General features: G+C 70.7%; 18 protein-coding genes. 8 read left to right on the forward strand and 10 right to left on the reverse strand.

Annotated elements, in window-relative coordinates:
• Nucleotides 1-7: 7 nt before the first annotated feature.
• From nadD to E2169_RS08735, 5 genes are all read right to left on the reverse strand, one after another.
• Nucleotides 8-685: a nicotinate-nucleotide adenylyltransferase gene (nadD, locus tag E2169_RS08715; protein ID WP_132986233.1), complete on the reverse strand. Its 678-nt coding sequence runs from the start codon at nucleotides 683-685 to the stop codon at nucleotides 8-10.
• A complete protein-coding gene (gene holA / locus E2169_RS08720) occupies nucleotides 682-1,719 on the reverse strand; it encodes a DNA polymerase III subunit delta (RefSeq protein WP_132986234.1) in 1,038 nt (345 codons plus the stop codon). The genes nadD and holA overlap by 4 nt, the downstream gene beginning before the upstream one ends.
• Complete coding sequence (locus E2169_RS08725) at nucleotides 1,704-2,249, reverse strand: LPS-assembly lipoprotein LptE (RefSeq protein WP_132986235.1); 546 nt, start codon at nucleotides 2,247-2,249, stop codon at nucleotides 1,704-1,706. Before E2169_RS08725 ends, holA begins: the two co-directional genes overlap by 16 nt.
• 50 nt (nucleotides 2,250-2,299) lie before the next feature.
• Nucleotides 2,300-5,041, reverse strand: coding sequence for a leucine--tRNA ligase (leuS, locus tag E2169_RS08730; RefSeq protein WP_370465145.1), 2,742 nt, complete (start codon nucleotides 5,039-5,041; stop codon nucleotides 2,300-2,302).
• Between the two features lie 120 nt (nucleotides 5,042-5,161).
• The gene (locus tag E2169_RS08735) at nucleotides 5,162-5,737 is read right to left on the reverse strand and encodes a DUF998 domain-containing protein (protein ID WP_229659135.1); all 576 of its coding nucleotides are present in this window, start codon (nucleotides 5,735-5,737) and stop codon (nucleotides 5,162-5,164) included.
• A gap of 135 nt (nucleotides 5,738-5,872) precedes the next feature.
• Between E2169_RS08735 and trxA the strand changes: the two genes are divergently transcribed.
• Complete coding sequence (gene trxA / locus E2169_RS08740) at nucleotides 5,873-6,757, forward strand: thioredoxin (RefSeq protein ID WP_132986238.1); 885 nt, start codon at nucleotides 5,873-5,875, stop codon at nucleotides 6,755-6,757.
• Between the two features lie 142 nt (nucleotides 6,758-6,899).
• Nucleotides 6,900-8,951: a bifunctional serine/threonine-protein kinase/formylglycine-generating enzyme family protein gene (locus E2169_RS08745; RefSeq protein ID WP_132986239.1), complete on the forward strand. Its 2,052-nt coding sequence runs from the start codon at nucleotides 6,900-6,902 to the stop codon at nucleotides 8,949-8,951.
• A 6-nt stretch (nucleotides 8,952-8,957) separates the two neighbouring features.
• On the opposite strand, the gene E2169_RS08750 is transcribed toward E2169_RS08745, so the two are convergent.
• Complete coding sequence (locus E2169_RS08750; protein ID WP_132986240.1) at nucleotides 8,958-10,388, reverse strand: DEAD/DEAH box helicase; 1,431 nt, start codon at nucleotides 10,386-10,388, stop codon at nucleotides 8,958-8,960.
• Between the two features lie 209 nt (nucleotides 10,389-10,597).
• Between E2169_RS08750 and E2169_RS08755 the strand changes: the two genes are divergently transcribed.
• The 3 genes from E2169_RS08755 to E2169_RS08765 all read left to right on the forward strand — a co-directional run bounded on the left by E2169_RS08755 (nucleotide 10,598) and on the right by E2169_RS08765 (nucleotide 17,157).
• On the forward strand, nucleotides 10,598-12,442 hold the full coding sequence (locus tag E2169_RS08755) for a monovalent cation:proton antiporter-2 (CPA2) family protein (RefSeq protein ID WP_132986241.1): 1,845 nt from the start codon (nucleotides 10,598-10,600) through the stop codon (nucleotides 12,440-12,442).
• 139 nt (nucleotides 12,443-12,581) lie between these two features.
• Nucleotides 12,582-14,654, forward strand: a complete 2,073-nt coding sequence (locus tag E2169_RS08760) for a M13 family metallopeptidase (protein WP_188726160.1) — start codon at nucleotides 12,582-12,584, stop codon at nucleotides 14,652-14,654.
• A 502-nt stretch (nucleotides 14,655-15,156) separates the two neighbouring features.
• Nucleotides 15,157-17,157: a M13 family metallopeptidase gene (locus tag E2169_RS08765; RefSeq protein ID WP_132986243.1), complete on the forward strand. Its 2,001-nt coding sequence runs from the start codon at nucleotides 15,157-15,159 to the stop codon at nucleotides 17,155-17,157.
• Nucleotides 17,158-17,214: 57 nt separating this feature from the next.
• Here the strand turns inward: E2169_RS08765 and E2169_RS08770 are convergent, their stop codons facing one another.
• On the reverse strand, nucleotides 17,215-17,871 hold the full coding sequence (locus E2169_RS08770) for a rhomboid family intramembrane serine protease (protein WP_132986244.1): 657 nt from the start codon (nucleotides 17,869-17,871) through the stop codon (nucleotides 17,215-17,217).
• A 67-nt stretch (nucleotides 17,872-17,938) separates the two neighbouring features.
• Entirely contained in the window at nucleotides 17,939-18,271 is a 333-nt protein-coding gene (locus E2169_RS08775) for an MGMT family protein (RefSeq protein WP_132986245.1), read from the reverse strand.
• A 41-nt stretch (nucleotides 18,272-18,312) separates the two neighbouring features.
• Here E2169_RS08775 and E2169_RS08780 point away from each other — a divergent pair, with 41 nt between their 5' ends.
• Nucleotides 18,313-18,723: a hypothetical protein gene (locus E2169_RS08780; RefSeq protein ID WP_132986246.1), complete on the forward strand. Its 411-nt coding sequence runs from the start codon at nucleotides 18,313-18,315 to the stop codon at nucleotides 18,721-18,723.
• Between the two features lie 18 nt (nucleotides 18,724-18,741).
• Here E2169_RS08780 and E2169_RS08785 read toward each other — a convergent pair whose 3' ends face one another.
• The gene (locus E2169_RS08785; protein ID WP_132986247.1) at nucleotides 18,742-19,869 is read right to left on the reverse strand and encodes an inorganic phosphate transporter; all 1,128 of its coding nucleotides are present in this window, start codon (nucleotides 19,867-19,869) and stop codon (nucleotides 18,742-18,744) included.
• Nucleotides 19,870-19,879: 10 nt separating this feature from the next.
• Nucleotides 19,880-20,506, reverse strand: a complete 627-nt coding sequence (locus E2169_RS08790) for a DUF47 domain-containing protein (RefSeq protein ID WP_132986248.1) — start codon at nucleotides 20,504-20,506, stop codon at nucleotides 19,880-19,882.
• 279 nt (nucleotides 20,507-20,785) lie between these two features.
• On the opposite strand from E2169_RS08790, the gene E2169_RS08795 reads away from it, so the two are divergent.
• Both E2169_RS08795 and E2169_RS08800 read left to right on the forward strand, forming a co-directional pair.
• Complete coding sequence (locus tag E2169_RS08795; RefSeq protein WP_132986249.1) at nucleotides 20,786-22,096, forward strand: hemolysin family protein; 1,311 nt, start codon at nucleotides 20,786-20,788, stop codon at nucleotides 22,094-22,096.
• On the forward strand, nucleotides 22,089-22,721 hold the full coding sequence (locus tag E2169_RS08800) for an exopolysaccharide biosynthesis protein (protein ID WP_132986250.1): 633 nt from the start codon (nucleotides 22,089-22,091) through the stop codon (nucleotides 22,719-22,721). Before E2169_RS08795 ends, E2169_RS08800 begins: the two co-directional genes overlap by 8 nt.
• Nucleotides 22,722-22,756 lie beyond the last annotated feature (35 nt).

The following is a 22,756-nucleotide window of genomic DNA, read 5'->3' on the forward strand; positions in this document are numbered from 1 at the left end:
GCGGGGATTATAGCGAAGGGGGCGTGTCGGCCCCGTATCCGTACAGGCGGTGATCGCGGATGAATCCGGCCACCGCCGGCGGGACCATTGCCTCCCAGTCGCCACCGGCGGCGATCAGGCGGCGGACTCCGGTCGAGGATTCCGGGCGCAGCCGCGCCAGATCCAGCACCGCGAAGCCTCCGGCCGGCGTATCCCCCAGGGCCTGTGCCGGCCTTCGACGGAAGCCGAGCTGGCGCTGCACGGTTGGCGCGCGCTCCGCGATGGCGTCGTCGTGCAAGGGCGAGCCGGGACGCGCCACCGCCAGCACATGGCCGTGGGCGAAGAGTTCGCGCCAGTGGTGCCAGCGGTCGAGCTGCAGCAGGGAGTCGCCGCCCACCACCCAGGCGATGGGCCGGTGCGGGCCCTGCTCGGCGCGCACCAGGCGCAGGGTATCGATGGTGTAGGACGGACCCTCGCGATCGAGTTCGCGCCCATCCACGCGCAGGCCGGGCTCGCCGACGATCGCCAGTTCGAGCATTCGTGCGCGAAGACCGGCCGCGGCGTGGGTCGCGTCCTTGTGCGGCGGGTCGGCGGCGGGCACCAGGGCGACCTCCGCGTCCAGGGCGCCACGCACGGCGCAGGCGATCGCAAGATGGCCAAGGTGAACGGGGTCGAAGCTGCCGCCGTAGCAGGCCAGCAGGCTCATGCCGCCAGCAGGGGCACGGCACGCACGTCCGCGACCGCAAGCAGCAGGCGTTCCAGCAACAGCCACTCGTCGCCGGCGCCGCGGCCCTTGGCGACGCGGTCGACCTCGCCCGCCACCGCCACGAAGCGCTCCCAGCGTGCGACCGGATGGCGCTCCAGCGCGCGCCGGTAGGCGGCCTCCTTCGCGTCCCAGATCCGCTGCGCCTTGAACTCCGCCCCGAGGTTGCCGCCGCGCGCCTTGACCCGCGCCAACGCCGCGGTGCGCTGCAGTTCCATCACCACCATGCCCATCAGCGCGGGCACGGCCTGGCCCTCGGCCCGCAGGCCGGCGAGCATGCGCACGGCCTGCGTGCCCTGGCCGTTGAGCGCCGAATCGACCAGGCGGAACACGTCGTAGCGGGCGGCGTCGGCCACCAGGGCCTGCATCCGCGCCACATCCAGGATGTCGTCGCCGGCGAGCAGGGCCAGCTTGTCGATCTCCTGCGCGGCGGCGAGCAGGTTGCCCTCCACGCGCTCGACCAGCAGGCGCACCGCGTCGCGGTCGGCGCGCACGCCACGTTTGCGCAGGCGCGCCTCCAGCCACCCTTCAAGCTCGTGCGGCTTGATCGGCCAGGCCACGGCGATCGACCCGGTCGCCGCGATCGCCTCGCTCCACTTGCCGCCGTGCCGCTTGCTCCATTCGCCCCCGGTCACCAGCAGGCAGACGTCCGCAGGCGGCTGCGCGCAGTAGCCGGCGATCACTTCGCCGCCCTGCTTGCCCGGCTTCGACGTCGGCAGGCGCACTTCGATCAGGCGCCTGGCCGCGAACAGGCTGGGCGCACGCAGGCTGGCTTCCAGCCCGTCCCAGTCGATGTCCCGGCCCTCGACCTCGAACACCTCGCGCTCGGCGTATCCCTGCTCGCGGGCCGCGGCGCGGATCGCGTCGGCGCACTCGAGCACGCGCAGCGGCTCGCCACCGGCCACCAGGTACACCGGCGCCAGCGGGCCGCGGGACAGGCCGCCGGCCAGCTGTTCCGGACTCAGTTCACGGGCCATTGCGACGCGGCCGGCGCGTCCTGCTCCCGGGCGCGGTTCACTGTGTCGATCCGGCGCAGCACCGCTGCCGCCATGTCGCGCTGCAGTTCACGCGAAAGCATCTCGCGCTCGCTTTCCGAGCCGGTCGAGTTGTTGGGCAGGGAGACATAGTCGCGCGAAAGCTCGATCACCTGCTCGGGGACCAGTTCCTCGCCGTCGACGCCCTCGAACGTGAACACCGCTGCATAGCGCAGGGTGAACTCCTGTGCGCGACCGAACTGGTCGACGCTGATCGGCTGGGAGTCCCACCGTTCGGACAGCACGCGGAGCACCGCAGTGCCCTCGCGCCGGCTGTCGGGAACTTCGAAGCCCGCGCGTTCCAGCGAACGCGTGAGCGACTGGGCCAGGGGGCTGTAGGGGTTGCGCGCGACCACCTGGACACCGGCAAGGTCGGCAGGCAGCCGCAATGGCTCGCGGAGGTGGAAACCGCAGGCGGACAGGAGCAGCGCAAGCAGCGCGGGCAAGGCAAGGCGGAAGGGGCGGCAGTCCATTGGAGGAGTCTGGACGAGGCCGGAATCCGCGGCAAGGCGCGCCGCGGTCTTCACGCAGCCACCACGTTCACGATCTTGCCCGGCACCACGATCACCTTGCGCACCGTCAGCCCGTCCAGCACCCGGGCCACGCCCGGTTCGGCCAGGGCCCGGGCCTCGATCGCATCGCGGGCGGCGTCGGCGGCGACCTCGATCGTGCCGCGGAGCTTGCCGTTCACCTGCACCGCCAGCGTGACCGCATCGCGCACCAGGGCACCGGCGTCGGCCACCGGGAACGGTACGTCGTCGACCACCTGCTCGGCATGGCCCAGCATCTGCCACAGCGCGTGGCAGGCGTGCGGCGTGACCGGGTTGAGCATCAGCACCATCGCCTCCAGCGCCTCGTGGCGGAGGGCACGGCCCGCTTCGCTGTGATCGTCGAACTTCACGACGTGGTTCAGCAGCTCCATCAGCGCCGCAATGGCGGTGTTGAAGCTGTGGCGGCGGGCGTAGTCGTCGTTGACCTTCTGGATGGTCTCGTGGAGGTGGCGGCGGAGGGTGTTCTGGGTGGGGGTGAGGGTGCTGCCGGCGTGTCCCGCGGGGCTCGCGGAAGGGTGGTTCTGCGGCAGCGATGCGGCGTGGTCGTGGACCAGGCGCCAGATGCGGCGGAGGAAACGCGACATGCCCTCGACGCCGGCTTCGTTCCATTCCAGCGAGAGGGTCGGCGGGGAGGCGAACATCGAGAACAGGCGCACGGTGTCGGCGCCGTAGCGGTCGACCATGGCCTGCGGGTCGACACCGTTGTTCTTCGACTTCGACATCTTCTCGATGCCGCCCACCTGCACGGGCTGGCCGTCGGATGCGAGGTGGGCGCCGGTGACGCGGCCGCGCTCGTCGCGCTCGACGTCGACATCGGCCGGGTTGAACCATTCCCTGGCGCCGTTGGCGTCCTCGCGATAATAGGTGTCCGCCACCACCATGCCCTGGGTGAGCAGGTTCACGACCGGTTCGTCGCTGTCCACCAAACCCTGGTCGCGCAGGAGCTTGTGGTAGAAGCGGAAGTACAGCAGGTGCAGGATCGCGTGCTCGATGCCGCCGATGTACTGGTCGACCGGCGTCCAGTACTTGGCGCGGCCGTCGACCATGTCGGTGGCCCCCGGCGACGTGTAGCGCGCGTAGTACCAGCTCGATTCCATGAAGGTGTCGAAGGTGTCGGTTTCGCGCTCGGCGGGGCCGGCGCACGACGGACAGGTGGTCTTCCGCCACTCGGGATCGGCCTTGATCGGCGACTGCACCACGCCGGCCGAGAATGCGTCGGCCACGTCCTCGGGCAGCACCACCGGCAGCTGGTCCTCGGGCACCGGCACCGCGCCGCAGGCGTCGCAGTACACCACCGGGATCGGGCAGCCCCAGTAGCGCTGGCGGCTCACGCCCCAGTCGCGCAGGCGGAAGTTGACGCGGCGGCGGCCGACGCCTTCGGCCTCGAAGCGCGCAGCCAGCGCGGCAAAGGCGGCATCGAAGTCCATGCCGTTGTACTCGCCGGAATTGATCAGGTAACCGCGCTCGACGTAGGCGCCCTCCTGCTCGACGCCCGCGAGGTACTGGCGCACCACGGCAACCGCCGCCGAGGCGTCGTAGGCATCGACCGAACCGCCTGCCAGCGCGGCCTGGAAGGGATCGGTATCCGCCTCCACGTCGTGGACCAGCTCGTCCAGCGCGTCGCGCACCGCGGCCGGAACGACCACCGGGCGCACCGGCAGGCCATAGGTCTTGGCGAACTCCCAGTCGCGCTGGTCGTGCGCGGGCACCGCCATCACCGCGCCGGTGCCGTAGCCCATCAACACGAAGTTGGCGACGTAGATCGGCACGTCCTCGCCGGTGACCGGATGGATCGCCCATTGCCCGGTCGCCATGCCGCGCTTTTCCTGCGCCTCCAGCTCGGCCTCGGACACGCCTCCGCGCCTGAGTTCGTCGAGGAACGCGGCCAGCTGCGGGTTGTCGCGCGCGGCCTTGACCGCCAGCGGGTGCTCGGCGGCGATCGAAATGAAGGTCACGCCCATCAGCGTGTCCGGGCGGGTGGTGTACACCCGCAGCGGCGCGTCCTCGCCGTCGACCCTGAAGCCGAACTCCAGGCCTTCGCTGCGCCCGATCCAGTTGCGCTGCATGGTCTTGACCGGATCCGGCCAGCCGTCAAGCGTGTCCAGTCCGTCAAGCAGCTCCTGCGCGTAGTCGGTGATCTTCAGGAACCACTGCGGGATCTCGCGCTTTTCCACCAGCGCGCCCGAGCGCCAGCCGCGGCCGTCGATCACCTGTTCGTTGGCGAGCACGGTCTGGTCGACCGGGTCCCAGTTCACCACCGCGTTGCGGCGGTAGGCCAGGCCCTTCTTCATCAGCCGGGTGAACATGCGCTGTTCGTGCACGTAATAGTCCGGACTGCAGGTGGCGAACTCGCGCGACCAGTCGATGCCGTAGCCCAGCATCTTCAGCTGGCCGCGCATGTGGTCGATGTTGGCGTACGTCCACTTCGCCGGCGCGGTGCGGTTCTTGATCGCCGCGTTCTCGGCCGGCAGGCCGAACGCGTCCCAGCCCATGGGCTGCAGCACGTTGTGGCCGGTCATGCGCTTGTGGCGGCTGATGACGTCGCCGATGGTGTAGTTGCGCACGTGGCCCATGTGCAGCGCACCCGACGGGTACGGCAGCATCGCCAGGCAGTAGTACTTCGGCCGTGACGGGTCCTCGGTGACCTCCCAGGCGCCGGTCCGGTCCCAGTAACCCTGGGCCGCGCGTTCGACCTTGGCGGGGCCGTAGGAAATCGGATCGGACGCTGAGGAAATAGGGTCGGGCACGTCGGTTTGGCCAGCAGACAGGGGGCCGCCAAGCCTACCGTAGTGGACGTCGCCGCCGCCACGCGGCCCTGGGGCCGCTGTGCGCGGCTACCGGCTCATTCCCCACCCGGCCCAGGCCAGCCAGGCGAACCAGGACGCGAAGGCCGCGCGCTGGGCCAGCGCCACCGGCACGGCGTCACCGAGCAGCCAGGCCAGCGCGAACACCAGCACCCCGGCAGCGAAATGGCAGGCGGCCGCCCGCGGCCGCCGTGCAGCGAGCCCCGCCACCGACAGCGCCAGCGCGGCGGCGGCGAATGCGATCGCCCACAGCCCCCATGCAACGCCGTGCAGCCTGCCCCGGCCGGCATCGGGTTCGACGGGATCGAGCGGCAGCAGGCCCTGCGCCGCAAAGGCCAGCGCGGACAGCAGGGCCAGCGTCCAGCCCAGGCGCGCCGACAGCAACGACGACGCGGGCAGCGCGCCGCGGCGACGCATGGTCACGAACGCGGCCAGCAGGCCGGGCACGACGAACGCAAGCAGGTTGAACGGCGTCGCGCGCGGCAGCCCCGTGGCGCCAAGCAGGGCCACCGGATGCAGCCGCTGTCCGTAGCCTTCCAGCGCCGCGCCGAAGCCCGCCAGCGCCAGCGCGAAGCAGGCGCCCGCCGCGATGCCGGCCGCGCGCACTGGCCACGCCTTTGGATATCCCGTTGCTTCCGTCATGCGCCTGCTGCTCCCGTGGAACGCGGCATCCTCGCCCTGCGGGCTTGCAATCGGCAAGCGCTGGCACAATCTCGGGTCCATCGCACACCGGATCGAGCAATGTCCCCCGAACACGCCACGCCTCATGTTTTCGACGCCACCGCCGACAGTTTCGAGGCGCAGGTCCTCGACCGATCGCTGCAAGTGCCGGTCCTGGTCGACTTCTGGGCCGAGTGGTGCGGGCCATGCAAGACCCTCGGCCCGATCCTGGAAAAACTGGCGGCCGAATACAACGGCGCCTTCGTACTGGCGAAGATCGACGTCGACCGCGAACAGCAGCTTGCCGGCGCGTTCCAGATCCGTTCGATCCCGACGGTCATCCTGGTCAAGGACGGGCAGCCGGTGGACGGCTTCCCCGGCGTGGTGCCCGAGGGCCAGCTGCGCGAGTTCCTCGCCGGCCACGGCATCGCGCCTGCGGACGCACCGGCCGACGCCGAAGCCGACGCCGAGGCCGAACCCGTCGCGCCCGCCGACCCGCACGCCGAAGTGCAGCGCCTGCGCCGCGAGAGCGAGGCCGCTCCCGATGACGATGGACTGAAGCTCGACCTCGCCGTGGCCCTGCTCGCCACCGGCGTAACCGACGAGGCCGGCCGCCTGCTCGACGCCCTCCCCGCCAACCTCGCGACCGACGATCGCGCGCTGCGCGCGCACGCCGCGCTGGGTTTCGCCGCCCTGCTCCGCGACGCCCCCCAGGCTCCAGTGCTGGAAGCGGCGATCGCCTCCGACCCCGGTGACCTGCGCGCCCGCCACCTGCTCGGCGCACACCACATGGTCGCCGGGCGCCACGAGGCCGCGCTGAAGGAATTCATGGAGATGCTGCGCCACGACCGCGGCTTCGACAACGGCCTCCCGCGCAAGGCGCTGATCGAAGCCTTCCGCGTCATCGACGACGGCGACCTCGTGTCGCGCTACCGCCGGCAGATGTCGTCGCTGCTGCTGTCCTGACCCGTGCCGGCCGCAAGCAGGTCCCTGTCCGACCCGGGCTTCGCCAGGCCGGGAATGCCGCGGCGTGACGCTGGTCGCGGTCGCGTTCATCCCATTCGAACGCAGTAGGGCTATCCTCGTTCCCGCCTGAGGGGGGCCCGGGATGACGCAACACAGTTCACACGACGCCGACCATGCGTTGCCGGAGATTCCCGGCTATCGGCTCACGCGCGCCGTGGGCACCGGCGGCATGTCCACCATCTACCTGGGCGAGCAGCTGTCGCTCGGTCGCGAGGTGGCGATCAAGGTCATGCTGCCCGAAGCCCTGGGCGACGAGGTCAGCCGCCGCCGCTTCGAGAACGAAGCACGCACGGTGGCCCGCCTGGACCATCCCAACATCGTCGGCATCCACGACGTCGGCCGCACCCGCGACGGCCTGCCCTATTACTCGATGCCCTACATGGCCCGCGGCCACCTCGGGCAGCGCGACCTGAGCGGCGACGAGACCGCGGCCCGCGAGATCCTGCGCAGGCTGCTGTCGGCGCTGCAGTACGCGCATTCGCGCGGCATCGTGCACCGCGACGTGAAGGCCGAGAACGTGCTGTTCGACGACAGCGGACGCCCCCTGCTGGCCGATTTCGGCATCGCGCTCCGCCGCGGCTACGGCTCGCGCGTGACCACCGCCGGGCTCGCCGTCGGCAGCACCGCCTACATGCCGCCCGAGCAGGCCCGCGGCGAGGGCGTGGACGCCCGCGCCGACCTCTACAGCGTCGGCGTGCTGGCCTGGGAAATGCTGGTGGGCACCCTGCCCTACAACGCCGCCGACGCGCTGTCGATGGCGGTGATGCACGTCCAGGACCCGATCCCGCGCCTGCCGAGCAGGCTTCGCCACTGGCAGCCCTTCATCGACCGCGCGCTGGCCAAGACCGCCGGGCGCCGCTTTGCCGACGCCGCGCAGATGCTCGCCGCCCTGGAGCGCATCCCGGACGATGGTCGCCGCGGTGCCGGCGGCCTGCTCCGTGATCTTGGCGACCGGCTGCGCGCGCTGCCCGCGCTCGCCTGGGGGGCGGCGATCGTTGTGGCGGTGGGCGCCATCGCGGGCGGCCTGTACTTCGACGGACGCAGCGATGCACCGGACTTCTACCGCGCGGCATCCGACGCCACCGCGACTGGCGCCACGCCGACCCTGGCCACCCGCCCCGCGACCACGATCGGCAATCCTGACGACGCCCTGCTGCGCGCCGCGCCGGCGTCGGACGCCGAACGCTGGCTGGTGGCCGCCGAGCGCCAGCTGCGCGCCGGCAGGCTGACCGCGCCCGCGGGCGACAATGCCTATACCAGCCTGCTCAACGCCTGGCAGGCCGACCGCAACCACCTGCGCCTGGCGCCTGCCATCGACGCGCTGATCGCCACCCTGGGCGAAAAGGCCGAGCGCGATTTCGCCTCGGGCAGGGACGACGCGGCGCGCACGGGCGTGATGCAGGCCAGCCAGCTGGCCTCGCGCACGTCACGCGCGGACGGTGCCGCGCTGGATGCACTCAAGCAACGCATGACCAAGGCGGTGAGCTCCCGCGTCGAGCGCGCGGCGACGGGCTATGACCGCGCGGCCGGCCTCGCGGCGGTCGACGCCGCGCGCCGCATGGCCCTGGACACCGCAACGCTGTCCCGACTGGAGCAGCGCGCACGCGCGATTCCCGTCGCCGGCGAACGCCTGGGCGGCCCGGGCGTCGACATGGTCCTGGTGCAGCAGGGCGGCGTCCGCCTGGGAGCCATGCGCCGCCTGGTCAGCCGCGACGAGTACGCGGCCTTCGCCGAGGCCACCGGCCGCGAACCTGCGCGCTGCCGCGAGCGCGCCTCGTTGCTGCGCGTCATCGCACCGCGCAACTGGCGCTCGCCGGGCTTCGAACAGCGCGGCGGGGACCCGGTGGTGTGCGCGTCATGGAACGACGCCAATGCCTATGCAAGCTGGCGCGGCGCGCGCGACGGCCTGGACTATCGCCTGCCCACGGCTTCGGAGTGGGTCCGTCTGCCCGCGCCGGGCGGCGAGCGCCGCCTCTCGGAATGGAACATCGACTGCAGCGGAAGCTGCGCGCAGCGGGTGTCCAGCGGCGCCAGCTGGCGCGACGAGGCCGCCGGGCCGGGCGCGCATGACGCGAGCCGCGGCTTCGACGACCTCGGCTTCCGCCTGGTCCGCGACATCAACAGCGGGAGCTGAGCGCCCTCAGGCGCTCGCACCACCCCGGCTGCCGCCGCGGCCACGACCGCCACGACCGCGCGAGCCCGGGGCCTTCGGCCCGGCATGCGCATGCGCGGCCGGCGGCTGCGCCTTGCCATGGCCGCCCTGGCGGTGCCCGGGCTTGCCGGCGGCACGCGACGGACGCTGCTCGCCGGCGGTGTGACCACCGGAGCGCTGGCCGCCCGCACGCTGGCCGCCGGGCCGCTGACCGGCCGGACGCTGGCCACGACCGCCCTGCGGCGGGATCGGCGTGTCCAGCCGGATCGGGCGGCTCGGCTCGTAGCCGGGCACCACGTCCATGCGGATCTCGGCCTTGAGCATGTTCTGGATCTGTCGCAGCAGCCCGCCCTCTTCCGGCGACACCAGCGACAGCGCCTCGCCGGTCGCGCCGGCGCGGCCGGTGCGTCCGATGCGGTGGATGTAGTCCTCGGCCACCATCGGCAGGTCGTGGTTGATCACCAGCGGCAGGTTCGGGATGTCGAGGCCGCGCGCGGCAACGTCGGTCGCGACCAGGATCCGGGCGCGCCCGGCCTTGAACGCGTCCAGCGCCTTTTGCCGTTGCGCCTGGCTCTTGTTGCCGTGGATCGCCACCGCCGGCAGGCCCGAGGTCTCGAGCTGCTCGGCCAGGCGATTGCAGCCGTGCTTGGTCTTGCCGAAGATCAGCACCTGGTCGGTATGGCGCTTCGACAGCAGGTCCACCAGCAGGTCGCGCTTGCTCGCGGCATCCACCGGGTGCGCGCGGTGCACGATGGTCTCGGCGATGGTGTTCTGTGCAGCGACCTCGACCAGGCGCGGCTTGCGCATGTGCTCGATCGCGAGCGCCTTGATGCGGTCCTCGAAGGTGGCCGAGAACAGCAGCGTCTGGCGCTCCTTGGGCACCCGCGACAGGATCCGCTTGATGGACGGCATGAAGCCCATGTCGAGCATGCGGTCGGCCTCGTCCAGCACCAGCACCTCGACCGCGTCGAGCTTGGCGTGGCCGCTGTCCATGTGGTCGAGCAGGCGCCCCGGGCAGGCGACGAGCACGTCGACGCCACGGCGCAGGTTCTCGATCTGCGGCTGCATGCCGGCGCCACCGAAGACGGTGGTGACGTTCAGACGCAGGTGGCGGCCGTAGTCCTTGATGCTCTCGGCGACCTGCACCGCGAGCTCGCGGGTCGGCACCAGGATCAGTGCGCGCGGCTTGCGCGGGCCCTTGGGCGGTGTTTCCTTCGCCAGGCGCTGCAGCAGCGGCAGGCCGAACGCGGCGGTCTTGCCGGTGCCGGTCTGGGCGGCGCCGAGCACGTCATGGCCGGCCAGGATCAGCGGGATCGCCTGCTCCTGGATCGGGGTGGGTACGGTGTAGCCGCTGGTTTCGAGCGTGCGCAGCAGCGCGGACGAGAGCCCGAGGGCCTCGAAGGTCCGGGTATCGGACATGGATGGAACTCCTGGTTCGCAGCTTGCCCGGCGCTTTCCGTGATCCGCGCGGCGGGCAATGGATTAGACGGCGACCGGAGATGTCCGGGCCGTGTCTGCGCGACGAGAGACGTGCGGGAGTTAAAGGGCCGGGACGCCTTGCGGGGCCGCGGCTGGGCAATGACCGGATAACGGACTGCCGTGCGCCAACCGGTGCACTATACGGATAAATGGCCACCGCCGATACCTCTCAGCTGTTCCATGTCGTCGTGCTGCTGGCGGCCGCGGCGGTCGCTGTGCCGCTGTTCAGGCGACTGGGCCTGGGCTCGGTGCTCGGCTACCTCGCCGGCGGCGTGGCCATCGGCCCCTTCGGCCTGGGCCTGTTCGCGCAGCCGGAGGCGATCCTCCACGTCGCCGAACTCGGCGTGGTGCTGTTCCTGTTCGTGGTCGGCATGGAGATGCGTCCCTCGCACCTGTGGGCGCTGCGGCGGCAGATCTTCGGCCTCGGGCCGCTGCAGATCGGCACCTGCGGCCTGGTCCTCACCGGTACCGCGCTGCTGTTGGGCCTGGCGCCACCGGTGGCCTTCATCGCCGCCTTCGGCTTCGTGCTCACCTCCACCGCGATCGTGATGCAGCTGCTGGCCGAACGCGGCGACATCGCCACGCCGCGCGGCCAGAGGATGGTGTCGATCCTGCTGTTCGAAGACCTGCTGATCGTGCCGCTGCTGGCGCTGGTGGCGTTCATGTCGCCGGCGCACGAAAGTGGCGACGGCGGCTCGCGCTGGATGGCGATCGGCACCGCGGCGGCGGCGCTGGCGGCGCTGGTCGCCGCGGGCCTGTTCCTGCTCAACCCGCTGTTCCGGCTGCTGGCCGCGGCGCGCGCACGGGAGGTGATGACCGCGGCCGCCCTGCTGGTGGTGCTCGGCGCGGCGTTGCTGATGGAAATGGGCGGGCTGTCGATGGCGATGGGCGCCTTCATCGCCGGCGTGCTGCTGTCGGAGTCCACCTTCCGCCACCAGATCGAGGCCGACATCGAGCCCTTCCGCGGCCTCCTGCTCGGCCTGTTCTTCCTCGCCGTGGGCATGTCGCTCGACCTTGCCGTGGTCGCGGCCGACTGGCGTTTCGTGCTGCTCGCGGTGCCGCTGATGATGGTCGCCAAGGCGACCTGCATCTACGCGATCGCGCGGCTGCTGCGCGCCAGCCACGTCGATGCCCTGGACCGGGCGGTGCTGATGGCCCAGGGCGGCGAGTTCGCCTTCGTGCTCTATTCCGCTGCGCAGTCGGAAGGCGTCATCTCCGGCAGCGTCAACAACGCCATGACCGCGGTGGTCGTGCTGTCGATGGCACTGACACCCCTGGCCATGCTGGCGACCAGGCGCTTCACGCGCCGCGCTGCGGCCACGCTCGACGGCGTCGAGCCGGCCTCGGGCCAGTCCGGCAGCGTGCTGATCATCGGCTTCGGCCGCTTCGGCCAGGTGATGAGCCAATCGCTGCTGGCACGCGATGTCGACGTCACCATCATCGACAGCGACGTCGACATGATCCGCAGCGCCGCGGGCTTCGGGTTCAAGGTGTATTACGGCGATGGCACCCGCCTCGACGTGCTCCACGCGTCGGGTGCCGGCAGCGCGCGCGCGATCGCCGTCTGCGTCGACGACAGCGCCGCCGCCGACCGCATCGTCGAACTCGCCAGGTCCGCCTTCCCGCAGGCGCGGCTGCTGGTGCGCGCCTACGACCGCGCACACAAGCTGCGGCTGGTCGCCGCCGGCGTCGATGTCGCCATCCGCGAGACCTTCGGCTCGGCCCTGCAGTTCGGCGAGGCCGCCCTGCGCCAGCTCGACGTCGACCCCGACGAAGCCGCACGGATCACCGCCGAGGTGCGCAAGCTCGAGGCCGAGCGCTTCGAGCTGGAACGCTCGGCAGGCATCGGTGCCGGCGCGAAGATGATGCGGACCAACACCGGCCCGAAGCCGACGCCGCTGACCCCGCCCCGACGCCAGGCCCGCGTGCTCGGACCAGGCGACGGCACCGCGCCTGGCGACACCGATCCAGCCTCCGGGACGCCCGGCACATGACCTTCTGCACCCCCGGCGGCCACCGCCCAGGCGTAGATTCCACCTTCGGCCCGTCCCCGCGGCCGGCCCCTTCCCATCGACCATGCCCCATCGGGCGGAGTTCGCCGTGAGCCACACTTCCAAGTCCGCACCCAAGTTCCTGCTGCTTTCGCTGGCCATCACCGTCGCCGTCGCAGGCTGCCAGCGTGATGCCGCGCCCGCGACCGATGCCGCGGCCCCCGCCGCCACGCCGGCCTTCACCCTCGACGAGTCCTCGCTGCCCGGCGTCAACAGCTTCAAGGCCAGCGACTTCGACGCCAACGGCAACGCCTGCACCGACTTCGGCGCCTACGTCAACGGCACCTGGCTGGCCGCCAACCCGGTCCCCGGCGACCGCACCTCCTGGGGCGCATTCGAGATGCTCGACGAGCGCTCGCAGGCCATCCAGCGCCAGCTGGCCGACCAGGCCGCGGCGGTCGAAGGCGCCACCGGCGTCAACAAGATCGTCGGCGACATCTGGGCCACCGGCCTGGATGCCGAGTCCATCAATGCCCAGGGCATCGCGCCGCTGGAGTCCGAGCTTGCCGCGATCGCCGCGCTCGACTCGCCGCAGAAGATCGCCGATTACCTGCGCACCAGCGCCGCCAAGGGCCAGTTCACGGTGTTCGGCTTCGGCCCCGAGGCCGACTTCATGGATTCGTCCATGAACATCGCCTACGCCTTCCAGGGCGGCCTGGGCCTGCCCGACAGGACCTACTACTTCGACGCCGACAAGAAGGACAAGCTCGAGGCCTACCAGGCCCACGTCGCGAAGGTGCTCGAGCTGTCGGGCGTGCCGGCCGCGGAGGCCGCCGCGCAGGCCGCCGACGTGCTTGCCTTCGAGACGCGCCTGGCGAAGGTGTCGAAGTCCAGCGAGGAGATGTCGCGCGACGTCGGCCTGTTCTACAACCCGGTCAGCCCGGCCGATGCCGACGCGCTCGCGCCGAATTTCCCCTGGACCGCATTCTTCGAGTCCCAGGGCCTCGAAGTGCCGGAGAAGTTCTCGCTCGCGATCCCGGATTTCCACGCCGAGGTCAGCACCATGGTCGCCGACGTCGCTCCGGCGGACTGGCAGTCCTACCTGCGCTTCCATGCGGTCGATGGCGCCGCGCCCTACCTCGCCGACGCCTTCGCCGAAGAGCACTTCAACTTCTACTCGCGCGAGCTGCGCGGCCAGAAGGAAATGAAGGAGCGCGGCAAGCGCGTGCTCGAGACCATCGGCAGCCAGACCGGGGAGGCGCTGGGCCAGATGTACGTCGACGTCGCGTTCTCGCCCGAGTCCAAGGAGCGCATGGAGACCCTGGTCGCCAACCTCAGCGAGGCGCTGAAGGTCCGCATCCAGGACCTCGACTGGATGTCCGACGAGACCAAGGCCCGTGCCATGGAGAAGTGGGCCAGCTTCACCCCGAAGATCGGCTATCCGGACAAGTGGCGCGACTGGGCGGGCCTCGAGACCTCGCGTGACAGCTACATCGGCAACGTCCTGGCCGCCAACGAGTTCAACTACAAGTGGAACCTGGCCAAGGTCGGCAAGCCGGTCGACAAGACGGAATGGGCGATGCCGCCGCAGATGGTCAACGCCTACTACAACCCGCTGCAGAACGAGATCGTGTTCCCGGCGGCGATCCTGCAGCCGCCGTTCTTCGACGCCGAAGCCGACGACCCGCTGAACTACGGCGGCATCGGCGCGGTGATCGGCCATGAGATGACGCATGGCTACGACGACCAGGGCAGCCGCTTCGACGCCAGCGGCAAGTTCCAGAACTGGTGGACCGAGGCCGATGCCGCGGGCTTCCTGGGCCGCACCGACAAGCTCGTCGCCCAGTTCAACGGCTACGAGGCGGCGCCGGGCCTGCAGGTCAACGGCAAGCTGACGCTCGGCGAGAACATCGCCGACCTGGGCGGCCTGGCCACGGCCTACGACGCGATGAAGAAGGCCACCGAGGGCAGCGAGGACCCGATGCTCGAGGGCCTGAGCCGCGACCAGCGCTTCTTCGCCAACTGGGCCACGGTGTGGCGCCGGAACTTCACCGACGAGGAGCTGAAGGTGCGCATCGCCACCGATCCGCACGCGCCGGCGAACTTCCGCGCGATCGGTGCGCCGTCGAACCTGCCGGCCTTCGCCGCCGCGTTTCAGTGCGCCCCGGGCGACGCCATGGTCCGCGAGGGCGAGACGCAGGTCGTCATCTGGTAGTTCCTGCCCCAGCGCCACGAAGGAGGCCCGGCCCACGCCGGGCCTTTTTTTGGTTCTTCTCCCGACTGAGGGAATGGCGCGCCATTGAAAAAACTCTCGGGCGCCGGGTGCCAAGGCCCTTGAGTGCTCATGTCCCCCGGCGCTGGCCTTGCGGCCATCGCCTCCTCCTTGACTTCGCTCTCAAGGGCCTTGGCACCCGGTGCGCAGCAGTACGCGCTGGCGCAGGAGCAAAGCCCGGCTCGCGCATCTGCAGCCGAAGCGAGCCCCGCCGTGGCCGGGAGGCCTTCGCGGGGAAGTCAAGGAGGAGGCATCCGCCGCCAGGCGGATGCCGGGGGACATGAGCCGCGAAGGTCTCCCGGCCACGGCGGGGCCCTCCAGGTCACGTCGAAACCGCTTCCCCTTGCGCGACCACCATCCCGATTCGCCTTGCGCCTCCTGGTCGCGACCTTTCAACAGCCGCGCGCTTGCTAGACTTCGCCGGACTTTTCGCTGGACCCGATCAATGCCCAGGACCATCCCCCTCGCGCTTGCGCTGACCCTTGTCCTCGCCCTTGCCGCTCCCGACGCCGGGGCCCAGCGCCGCGCCGCCGCGAAGGCACCGGCCGGCCCCACCGCCTGCGGCGACTTCCACGCCTTTGCCAACAAGGACTGGCTGGCAGCGACGCCTGTCCCGGCGGCCGGATCGACCTCCGCCCTGGGCGAACTGCAGGCGCGCGTGCTCGAACAGCAGCGTGAACTGCTGTCCACGGCGATGAACGCGCCGCAGGGCAACGTGCAGACCCTGCTCGGCGACTTCTGGGCCAGCGGCCTGGACGAGGCCGCGGTCGAGGCCGACCGCGCCAACCCGATCGCGCCCCTGCTCGACCGCATCAACGGCATCAAGCGCGCCCGGGACATCCCGCCTGCCGTCGCCGCCCTGCACCAGGTCGGCATCCCGGTGCTGTTCAACTTCAGCGCCGACCTCGACCTCGCCGACCTCGACCGCCATATCGGCTATTTCGCCCAGGGCGGCACCGGCCTGCCCGACCCGGCCTACTACACCCGCCAGGACGAAGAGGCCCGCGCCCTGCTCGGCCTGTACAACGGCTACGTCCAGCAGATCCTGGCGCTGACCGGCACCGCCGAGGCCGACCTCGCGGCCGAGTCGCAGCTGGTCATCGACCTGGAGACGCGCATCGCGCGCGCATCGCACCCGGTGGCCTCGCTGCGCGACCCGCGCCAGAACTACGCGCTGGTCCCCACCGAGGGCCTCGGCAAGACCTGGAAGCGCCTGCAGCTGCCGGAGTTCCTGGCGGCCCAGGACATCAGCGACGACAGCGTGTCGATCGCGAATCCCGAACTCTTCACCGCCCTCGACGGCCTGGTCGGCAGCCTGAAGCCCGCCCAGTGGAAGACCTACCTGCGCTTCCACGTCGGCGACGCCATGGCGCCGTATCTTTCGAAGAGCTTCCGCGACGCCGCCTTCGACTTCCGCGGCCGCGTGCTGCGGGGCGAAGTCGAACAGCCCTCGCGCGAACGCCTGGTCCTTCACGCCATCAACCACGCCGCCGGGCAGATGGTCGCGCGCGAGTACGTTGCCCGCTACCTGTCGCCGGCCAGCCGCAGCCGGGCCGAAACCATCGCCGGCGAGGTCCGTGACGCCCTGCGGAGCGCGGTCGAGCGCGCACCCTGGCTCGACGACGCCACCCGCGCCGAGGCCGTGGCCAAGCTCGCGGCGCTGAAGGTCGAAGTGGGTGCACCGGTGCGCAACGTCGACTACACCGTGCAGCCGATGGGTCGCGGCAGCTTCGGCGGCAACATGCTGATCGCGTCCACCTGGCACCACCGCGAGGAAATGAAGCGCATCGGCCGCGGCAACGCACAGCGCCGCTGGCCGGTGCAGCCGCAGGAGCCGGCGCTGGCCTACGACGCCGCCCACAACCGCCTGCTGGTCTCGGCCGCGGTGTTGCAGGCACCGGTGCTGGACATGTCGCTCGACGGCGCCGCGCACTACGGTTCGTTCGGCGCCCTGGTCGCGCATGAGCTCAGCCACGCCATCGACGGCAAGGGCCGCCACGTCGACGCCCGTGGCGAGATCCGCGACTGGTGGACGCCGGGCACCGACGCCGCCTGGACCGACCGCCTCAACGCCCTCACCGCCCAGTACGGCAACTACGACTACCCGGGCATCGCAGGCCGCAAGGTCAACGGCAGCCTGACCCGCGAGGAGAACGCGGCCGACCTCGCCGCGGTCGAGATCGCCTGGGACGCCTTCAGCCAGGCCCTGCCCGGGGCCGAAAAGGACGCGAAGGAATCGTTCTTCAACGCCTGGGCCGGCCTGTGGCGCGAACAGGTGGCCCCGGCGGTCGCCGAACAGCGCGCCGGCACCGCGCTGCAGGCACCGGGGCCGTGGCGCAGCAATGGCCCGCTGTCCAACCTGCCGGCCTTCAGCGAGACCTGGGGCTGCAAGGCGGGCAACCCGATGGTCCGCAAGGATGAAGAACGCGTCGGCATCTGGCGCTGACGCCCGGGGAACAGCGCCTGCCAAACGACACACCGCGCCCGCTTCGGGCGCGGTGGCTCAGAAGCGCCTTGCGCGCGGCCCGCCGCGGCGGAACGGCGGCTGGCCGCGCCAGTAGCGGATCAGCAGCCAGCCGAACAGCATGCCGCCCAGGTGCGCGAAGTGGGCCACGCCCGCCTGCGTGCCGGTGAGGCCCATGAACAGCGTGATCGCGCCAAACACGATGACCAGCGTGCGCGCCTTCATCGGGATCGGCGGGATCAGCAGCATCACCCGCTGGTGCGGGAACAGCATGCCGTAGGCCAGCAACAGCCCGAACACGCCGCCCGAAGCGCCCAGGGTCGCGTAGGGCAGGCTTCCCTGCGCCACCGCCCAGCTGCCGATCCCCAACTGGCACAGGCCCGCCCCCACCACGCACACCAGGAAATACGTCAGGAAGCGCTTCTGGCCCCAGGTGTATTCCAGCTGCGCGCCGAACATCACCAGCGCCAGCATGTTGAACAGCAGGTGCGCCAGGTCGCCGTGCAGGAAGCCGTAGGTCAGCAGTTGCCAGGGTCCGAACTGCTGCGCGCCAGCCAGCACCGTGAACGCGTCCACGCCGATCGGCCACAGCATCAGCGGATCCAGCGTGGTCCCGCCCAGCAGCCACTGCAGCAGGAACACGACGGCGTTGGCGATCAAGAGGGCCTTGGTGATGGGCGGCAGGTTGTTCAGCATTCCGTGTCCTTGCGCGGTCGGCGCCAATGATAGCGTTTACATCGCCCTCGCCGGCCGCCCACCGCCATCAGCCCGGACCCCAGACCTCGGCGTCGAGCGAACGCTCCGCGCGGGCAATGCGGACCCGGCCCCCGACCACCTCCACGCCATCGGCCCGCAGCCGCCGCGCCTGCTCCTCCCAGGCGTCCGAGCCGGCCGGGAATGCGATCCGCCCGTCGCTGCGCAGCACCCGGTGCCAGGGCAGTCCGGGGTCGTCGCTGACGGCCAGCAGCCTCGCCACCCAGCGCGCACGCCCCGGCAGTCCCGCCCTGCGCGCCACCTCGCCGTAGCCGGCGACCTCGCCGCGCGGGATCGCGCGCACGGCGGCGAGGATGCGGTCTGCCGGGTCGGTAAGCGCCATTGCGCTAGGATAGCCACCCCGTCCACTCCAGCGGGTGCGCCATGCAGAACTTCGAACAGGTCCGCCGCCACGTGGCGACCAACGGCTTCAGGACGATCGTCAACGAAGCCTTCGTGATCGGCGTCGAGCTCAGCCTCGACGAGGGCCGCCGCCACCAGTCGATCTTCCTGTCCGAACTCCAGGACGACGACCACCGCTGCTACCTGCGCGTGAGCACCGCGGTGGCGCCGATCACCGGCATCGATGCGCGCCGCGCCCTGGCCTACAACTGGGACAGCCGCGTCGGCTACCTGGCCATCGGCGAACTGGACCAGGTGCCCTACCTGCAGCTGTGCGAGAACCGCCCCTACGGCAGCCTGGATCCCGCCGAGCTCGGTCGCCTGGTGCTGGAGATCGGCGGCATGGGCGACCGCCTGGAACGCATGCTCAGCGCCGAGGGCGACCTGCTCTGACGTCCAGACGGCCGCTGCTCACAGCAGGCCGAGCCAACCCAGCAGCCAGAACAGCCCGTAGGCGATCGCGCCCGACATCGGGATCGTCAGGATCCAGGCGCCGATCATCTTCTCGACCACGGTCCACTTGATGGCATTGAGCCGCTTGGCCGTGCCCACGCCCATGATCGCCGACGAGATATTGTGCGTGGTCGACACCGGGATGCCCAGCGACGACGCCGCGAGGATCACCGAGGCGGCGCTGGTCTCCGCGGCAAAGCCGTGGATCGGGTGCAGCTTCACCAGCTTGTGGCCCAGGGTCTTGATGATCCGCCAGCCGCCCGCGGCGGTACCGGCGGCCATCACCAGGGCACAGGTGATCTTGATCCAGAGATCGATGTCGCCGTCGGCGAGCGCGCCTTCCGAGGGGTGCAGGAAGGCCAGCCAGCCGGGCAGCGCGTCCAGCGTACCGACCGACTGCGCGCTCACCAGCGCCAGGGCGATGATGCCCATGGTCTTCTGCGCATCGTTCATGCCGTGGGCGAAGCCCATGCCGGCCGCGCTGACGATCTGCGCCTTGCCGAAGAAGCCGTTGACCCAGCGCGGCCGCGCGATGCGCGCCAGCCAGCCGCCGGCGCGCGCCATCATCGAGATCACGAAGAACAGAACGCCCATCATCAGGAAGCCGGCGACGAAGCCCAGCACCGGCGACGACACCATCGGCACGATCACCTTCCACAGCACGCCGGCGCTGTTGTAGACCGGCTCCGCCGGCTCCGACCAGATGATCGAATCCCAGTTGTTGGAGGTGGCCGCGAGCGCGGCGCCGATCAGGCCGCCGATCAGGGCGTGCGACGACGACGACGGCAGCCCGAACCACCAGGTGATCAGGTTCCAGGTGATGCCGCCCATCAACGCGCACAGCAGCAGCTGCGAGCCGACCTCGACCACGCCGGCGTCGATCAGGCCCGAGGCGATCGTCTTGGCCACGGCCGTGCCGGCCAGCGCGCCGATCAGGTTCATGCTCGCCGCCAGGCCGACCGCCTGCATAGGCGACAGCACCTTGGTCGCGACCACGGTCGCGATGGAGTTCGCCGTGTCGTGGAAGCCGTTGATGTACTCGAACGTCAGCGCGACCAGGATGACCGCCAGCACCAGGGTGAGCATGGCGCCGGCCTCAGCTGTTCTTCAGCACGATTTCGTAGGCCACGACGCCCGCCTCGCGGCAGCGGTCGATGGCCTTCTCCAGGATCTCGAAGAACTCCTTCAGGAGGAACATCTGCTGGGCGTCGAGGCGGCCCGAATAGATGTCGCGATAGAGTTCGAGCATCAGCCGGTCGGCTTCGTTCTCGATGGAGCGCAGCTCGTCGTTGAGCGCCTTCATCGGCTCCAGCTTCAGGTGGCGCAGTTGCTTGACCATCTTCAGCACCACGCCCGCGGCCTGCTCCAGCATCGCGGCGCGCGGCGCGAAGTCGATGTGCTCCAGGTGCCGGGTGGCCAGCGCGTAGCGGTCGGCGAACTTCTCGATCTGCTTGGGGATCTTGTACAGCGCCGAGCCCAGGGCCTCGATATCCTCGCGTTCGATCGGGGTGATGAAGCTGTCGACCAGGGCCTGGCTGATCTTGTTGGAGGCCTCGCGCTCGCGCAGGCGCGCCAGCTTGAAGGCGTCCAGCGCCGGCTGCCGGTCGGCCTCGCGCAGCATCTGGTGGAGCGCCACGGCGGCGTCCAGGGCGGCCTGGGCGGCTTCTTCCAACAGGGTGTAGAACTGCTTGCCCTGGCCGAACATGGTTTGCAACGAGAACATCGCGAGACCCCGCCGTCGCGAAATGGACGGCCCAGGGCGCGAATTATGACGGCTTCATGACCGTTGTCGCCATCCGTACATGCCGGCCGGCCCGAACCCGGGAGCGCCCACGCAACGGCTCCGGGACGCATCGGCGCCTGCTATGATCGCTTGCCGCGCCTGCGACGCGCCGTTTTGCCCCATGGACGACGACTCTAGACCACCCCCCCGCCCGCGCGGGGACCAACCCGATCCCGACCCGCGCGTCCCCCGCCAAGACACGGCCGGGAGGCCCCGGCAATGATCGAACTCATCCTGATCGTCGCCGCGCTGATCGCCTGCAACGCCTTCTTCGCGCTGTCCGAGATGTCGGTGGTCACCTCGCGCAAGCCGAAGCTGAGGCAGATGGCCGGCGAGCAGCTCAGCGCCGCGAAGGCGCTCGAGCTGGCGGAGCACCCCGAGCGCTTCCTGTCCACCGTGCAGGTGGGCATCACCCTGATCGGCATCCTCACCGGCATGTTCGGCGGCGACGCCCTGGGCGCGATGATCGAGTCCTGGCTCGCCTCGCGGCTGCCCTTCCTCGACAGCCACGCCGGCACCGTCGGCAAGGTCATCGCGGTCGGCCTGATCACCTACTTCACCATCGTCTTCGGCGAACTGCTTCCCAAGCGACTGGCACTGCTGGCGCCGGAGCGCCTGGCGACCCTGGTGGCGCTGCCGATGCACTGGCTCTCGAAAGTCTCCACCCCGGCGGTCTGGCTGCTCAGCGCATCCGTGCGCGGAATGCTGCGCCTGCTGCGGCTCAACGATACCCAGGCCGCGCACGTCACCGAGGAGGAGATCCGCCTGCTGGTCAGCGAGAGCCACGAACAGGGCGTGATCGACGCCGACGAACGCAACATGATGAACCGGGTGCTGGCCCTGGGCGACCGCGACGCGGAGAGCCTGATGACGCCGCGCACACGGATCGCGTGGCTGGATGCCTCGGAGAGCTTCGAGGAGAACCTGGCGACCATGCGCGAAACCCCGTTCTCGCGCTATCCGGTGTACCGCGGCAGCGACGACGAGGTCGTGGGCATCCTCGAGGTCAAGTCGCTGATCGACCGCTTCCAGGCGGGCGAGTTCGACCTGTTCGAGCACCTGCGCGAACCGCTCTTCGTGTCCGAGTCGACGCCGGCGCTGAAACTGCTGGAGATCGTGCGCGAGGAGCAGCAGTCTCTGGCCCTGGTGGTCGACGAGTACGGCGGCGTCGCCGGCCTGATCAGCGTCAACGACGTGCTCGAGGCGGTCATCGGCCGCACCTCCAGCGGCGAGGGTGCCGACGCCCACCCGCTGGTGGTGGCGCGCGACGACGGCTCGCTGCTGGTCGACGGCGTCCTGGACGCCGACTCGCTGCGCGAACTGCTCGACGGCAAGCCCCTGCCCGACGGCGACGATCGCGACTACAACACCGCCGCCGGCATGACCATCGCCCACTTCGGGCGCATCCCCAGCGTCGGCGAGCATTTCGAATGGGTCGGCTGGCGCATCGAGGTGGTGGACCTCGACGGCCCGCGCATCGACAAGCTGCTGTTGCAGCGCGTCGGCGGCAACCTGCCGGGCGATGCCTGAAGGCACGCACGACCGGCCCGCGCAGGCCAGCGCGCGGATGGTGCTCGCCGCGCTCGCCGCCGGACCGGCCGACGACGTGGTGACCCTGCGCTCTGTGATGGAAGGGCTGGGCGGCAGCCTGTTCGGCATGCTGCTGTTCATCGCCACCCTGCCCGCCTTCCTGCCCATCCCGGGCGTCGCGGGCGCGCTCAGCGGCCCCCTGGTGAGCGTGATCGGGCTGCAGTTGCTGGTCTGCATGCGCCGCCCGTGGTTGCCGCGGATGGTCGCCGACCGTGGACCCAGGCGCGGCACGCTGGCGCGCTTCGAGCATCGCGTCTCGCCCTGGCTGAAGCGGCTCGAGCGGGTGGTCCGCCCGCGCCTGCCGGCATTGATCGACCACCCCGCCGCGACCGTGGTCACCGGATTGCTGCTGGTGCTCCTGGGCATCCTGCTGGCGCTGCCGATCCCGTTCACCAACTACGTGTTCGGCCTGCTGCTGCTGGCCTACGCGCTGGCCCTGGTGGAGCGCGACGGGGCCCTGATGCTGGCTGCCTGGGGTGCCGGCCTGGCCGCGATCGCGGTCTTCGGGGTCACCGGCGGCACGCTGGCCGCGCTGGCCGCGGAATGGATGGACCGCCTGTTCTGAGTCGCTGAGTCGCTGCGCCGCGCGGCGCAAGCCGG

The organism is Luteimonas terricola (assembly GCF_004352845.1).
Lineage (GTDB): Bacteria > Pseudomonadota > Gammaproteobacteria > Xanthomonadales > Xanthomonadaceae > Luteimonas > Luteimonas terricola.

What these genes read in the sequence shown, in the direction of transcription:
- nadD (WP_132986233.1), bottom strand. Translation starts at nt 685, where the DNA reads ATGAGCCTGCTGGCCTGCTACGGCGGCAGCTTCGACCCCGTTCACCTT.
- holA (WP_132986234.1), bottom strand. Translation starts at nt 1,719, where the DNA reads ATGGCCCGTGAACTGAGTCCGGAACAGCTGGCCGGCGGCCTGTCCCGC.
- E2169_RS08725 (WP_132986235.1), bottom strand. Translation starts at nt 2,249, where the DNA reads ATGGACTGCCGCCCCTTCCGCCTTGCCTTGCCCGCGCTGCTTGCGCTG.
- trxA (WP_132986238.1), top strand. Translation starts at nt 5,873, where the DNA reads ATGTCCCCCGAACACGCCACGCCTCATGTTTTCGACGCCACCGCCGAC.
- E2169_RS08745 (WP_132986239.1), top strand. Translation starts at nt 6,900, where the DNA reads ATGACGCAACACAGTTCACACGACGCCGACCATGCGTTGCCGGAGATT.
- E2169_RS08750 (WP_132986240.1), bottom strand. Translation starts at nt 10,388, where the DNA reads ATGTCCGATACCCGGACCTTCGAGGCCCTCGGGCTCTCGTCCGCGCTG.
- E2169_RS08755 (WP_132986241.1), top strand. Translation starts at nt 10,598, where the DNA reads ATGGCCACCGCCGATACCTCTCAGCTGTTCCATGTCGTCGTGCTGCTG.
- E2169_RS08765 (WP_132986243.1), top strand. Translation starts at nt 15,157, where the DNA reads ATGCCCAGGACCATCCCCCTCGCGCTTGCGCTGACCCTTGTCCTCGCC.
- E2169_RS08770 (WP_132986244.1), bottom strand. Translation starts at nt 17,871, where the DNA reads ATGCTGAACAACCTGCCGCCCATCACCAAGGCCCTCTTGATCGCCAAC.
- E2169_RS08775 (WP_132986245.1), bottom strand. Translation starts at nt 18,271, where the DNA reads ATGGCGCTTACCGACCCGGCAGACCGCATCCTCGCCGCCGTGCGCGCG.
- E2169_RS08780 (WP_132986246.1), top strand. Translation starts at nt 18,313, where the DNA reads ATGCAGAACTTCGAACAGGTCCGCCGCCACGTGGCGACCAACGGCTTC.
- E2169_RS08785 (WP_132986247.1), bottom strand. Translation starts at nt 19,869, where the DNA reads ATGCTCACCCTGGTGCTGGCGGTCATCCTGGTCGCGCTGACGTTCGAG.
- E2169_RS08790 (WP_132986248.1), bottom strand. Translation starts at nt 20,506, where the DNA reads ATGTTCTCGTTGCAAACCATGTTCGGCCAGGGCAAGCAGTTCTACACC.
- E2169_RS08795 (WP_132986249.1), top strand. Translation starts at nt 20,786, where the DNA reads ATGATCGAACTCATCCTGATCGTCGCCGCGCTGATCGCCTGCAACGCC.
- E2169_RS08800 (WP_132986250.1), top strand. Translation starts at nt 22,089, where the DNA reads ATGCCTGAAGGCACGCACGACCGGCCCGCGCAGGCCAGCGCGCGGATG.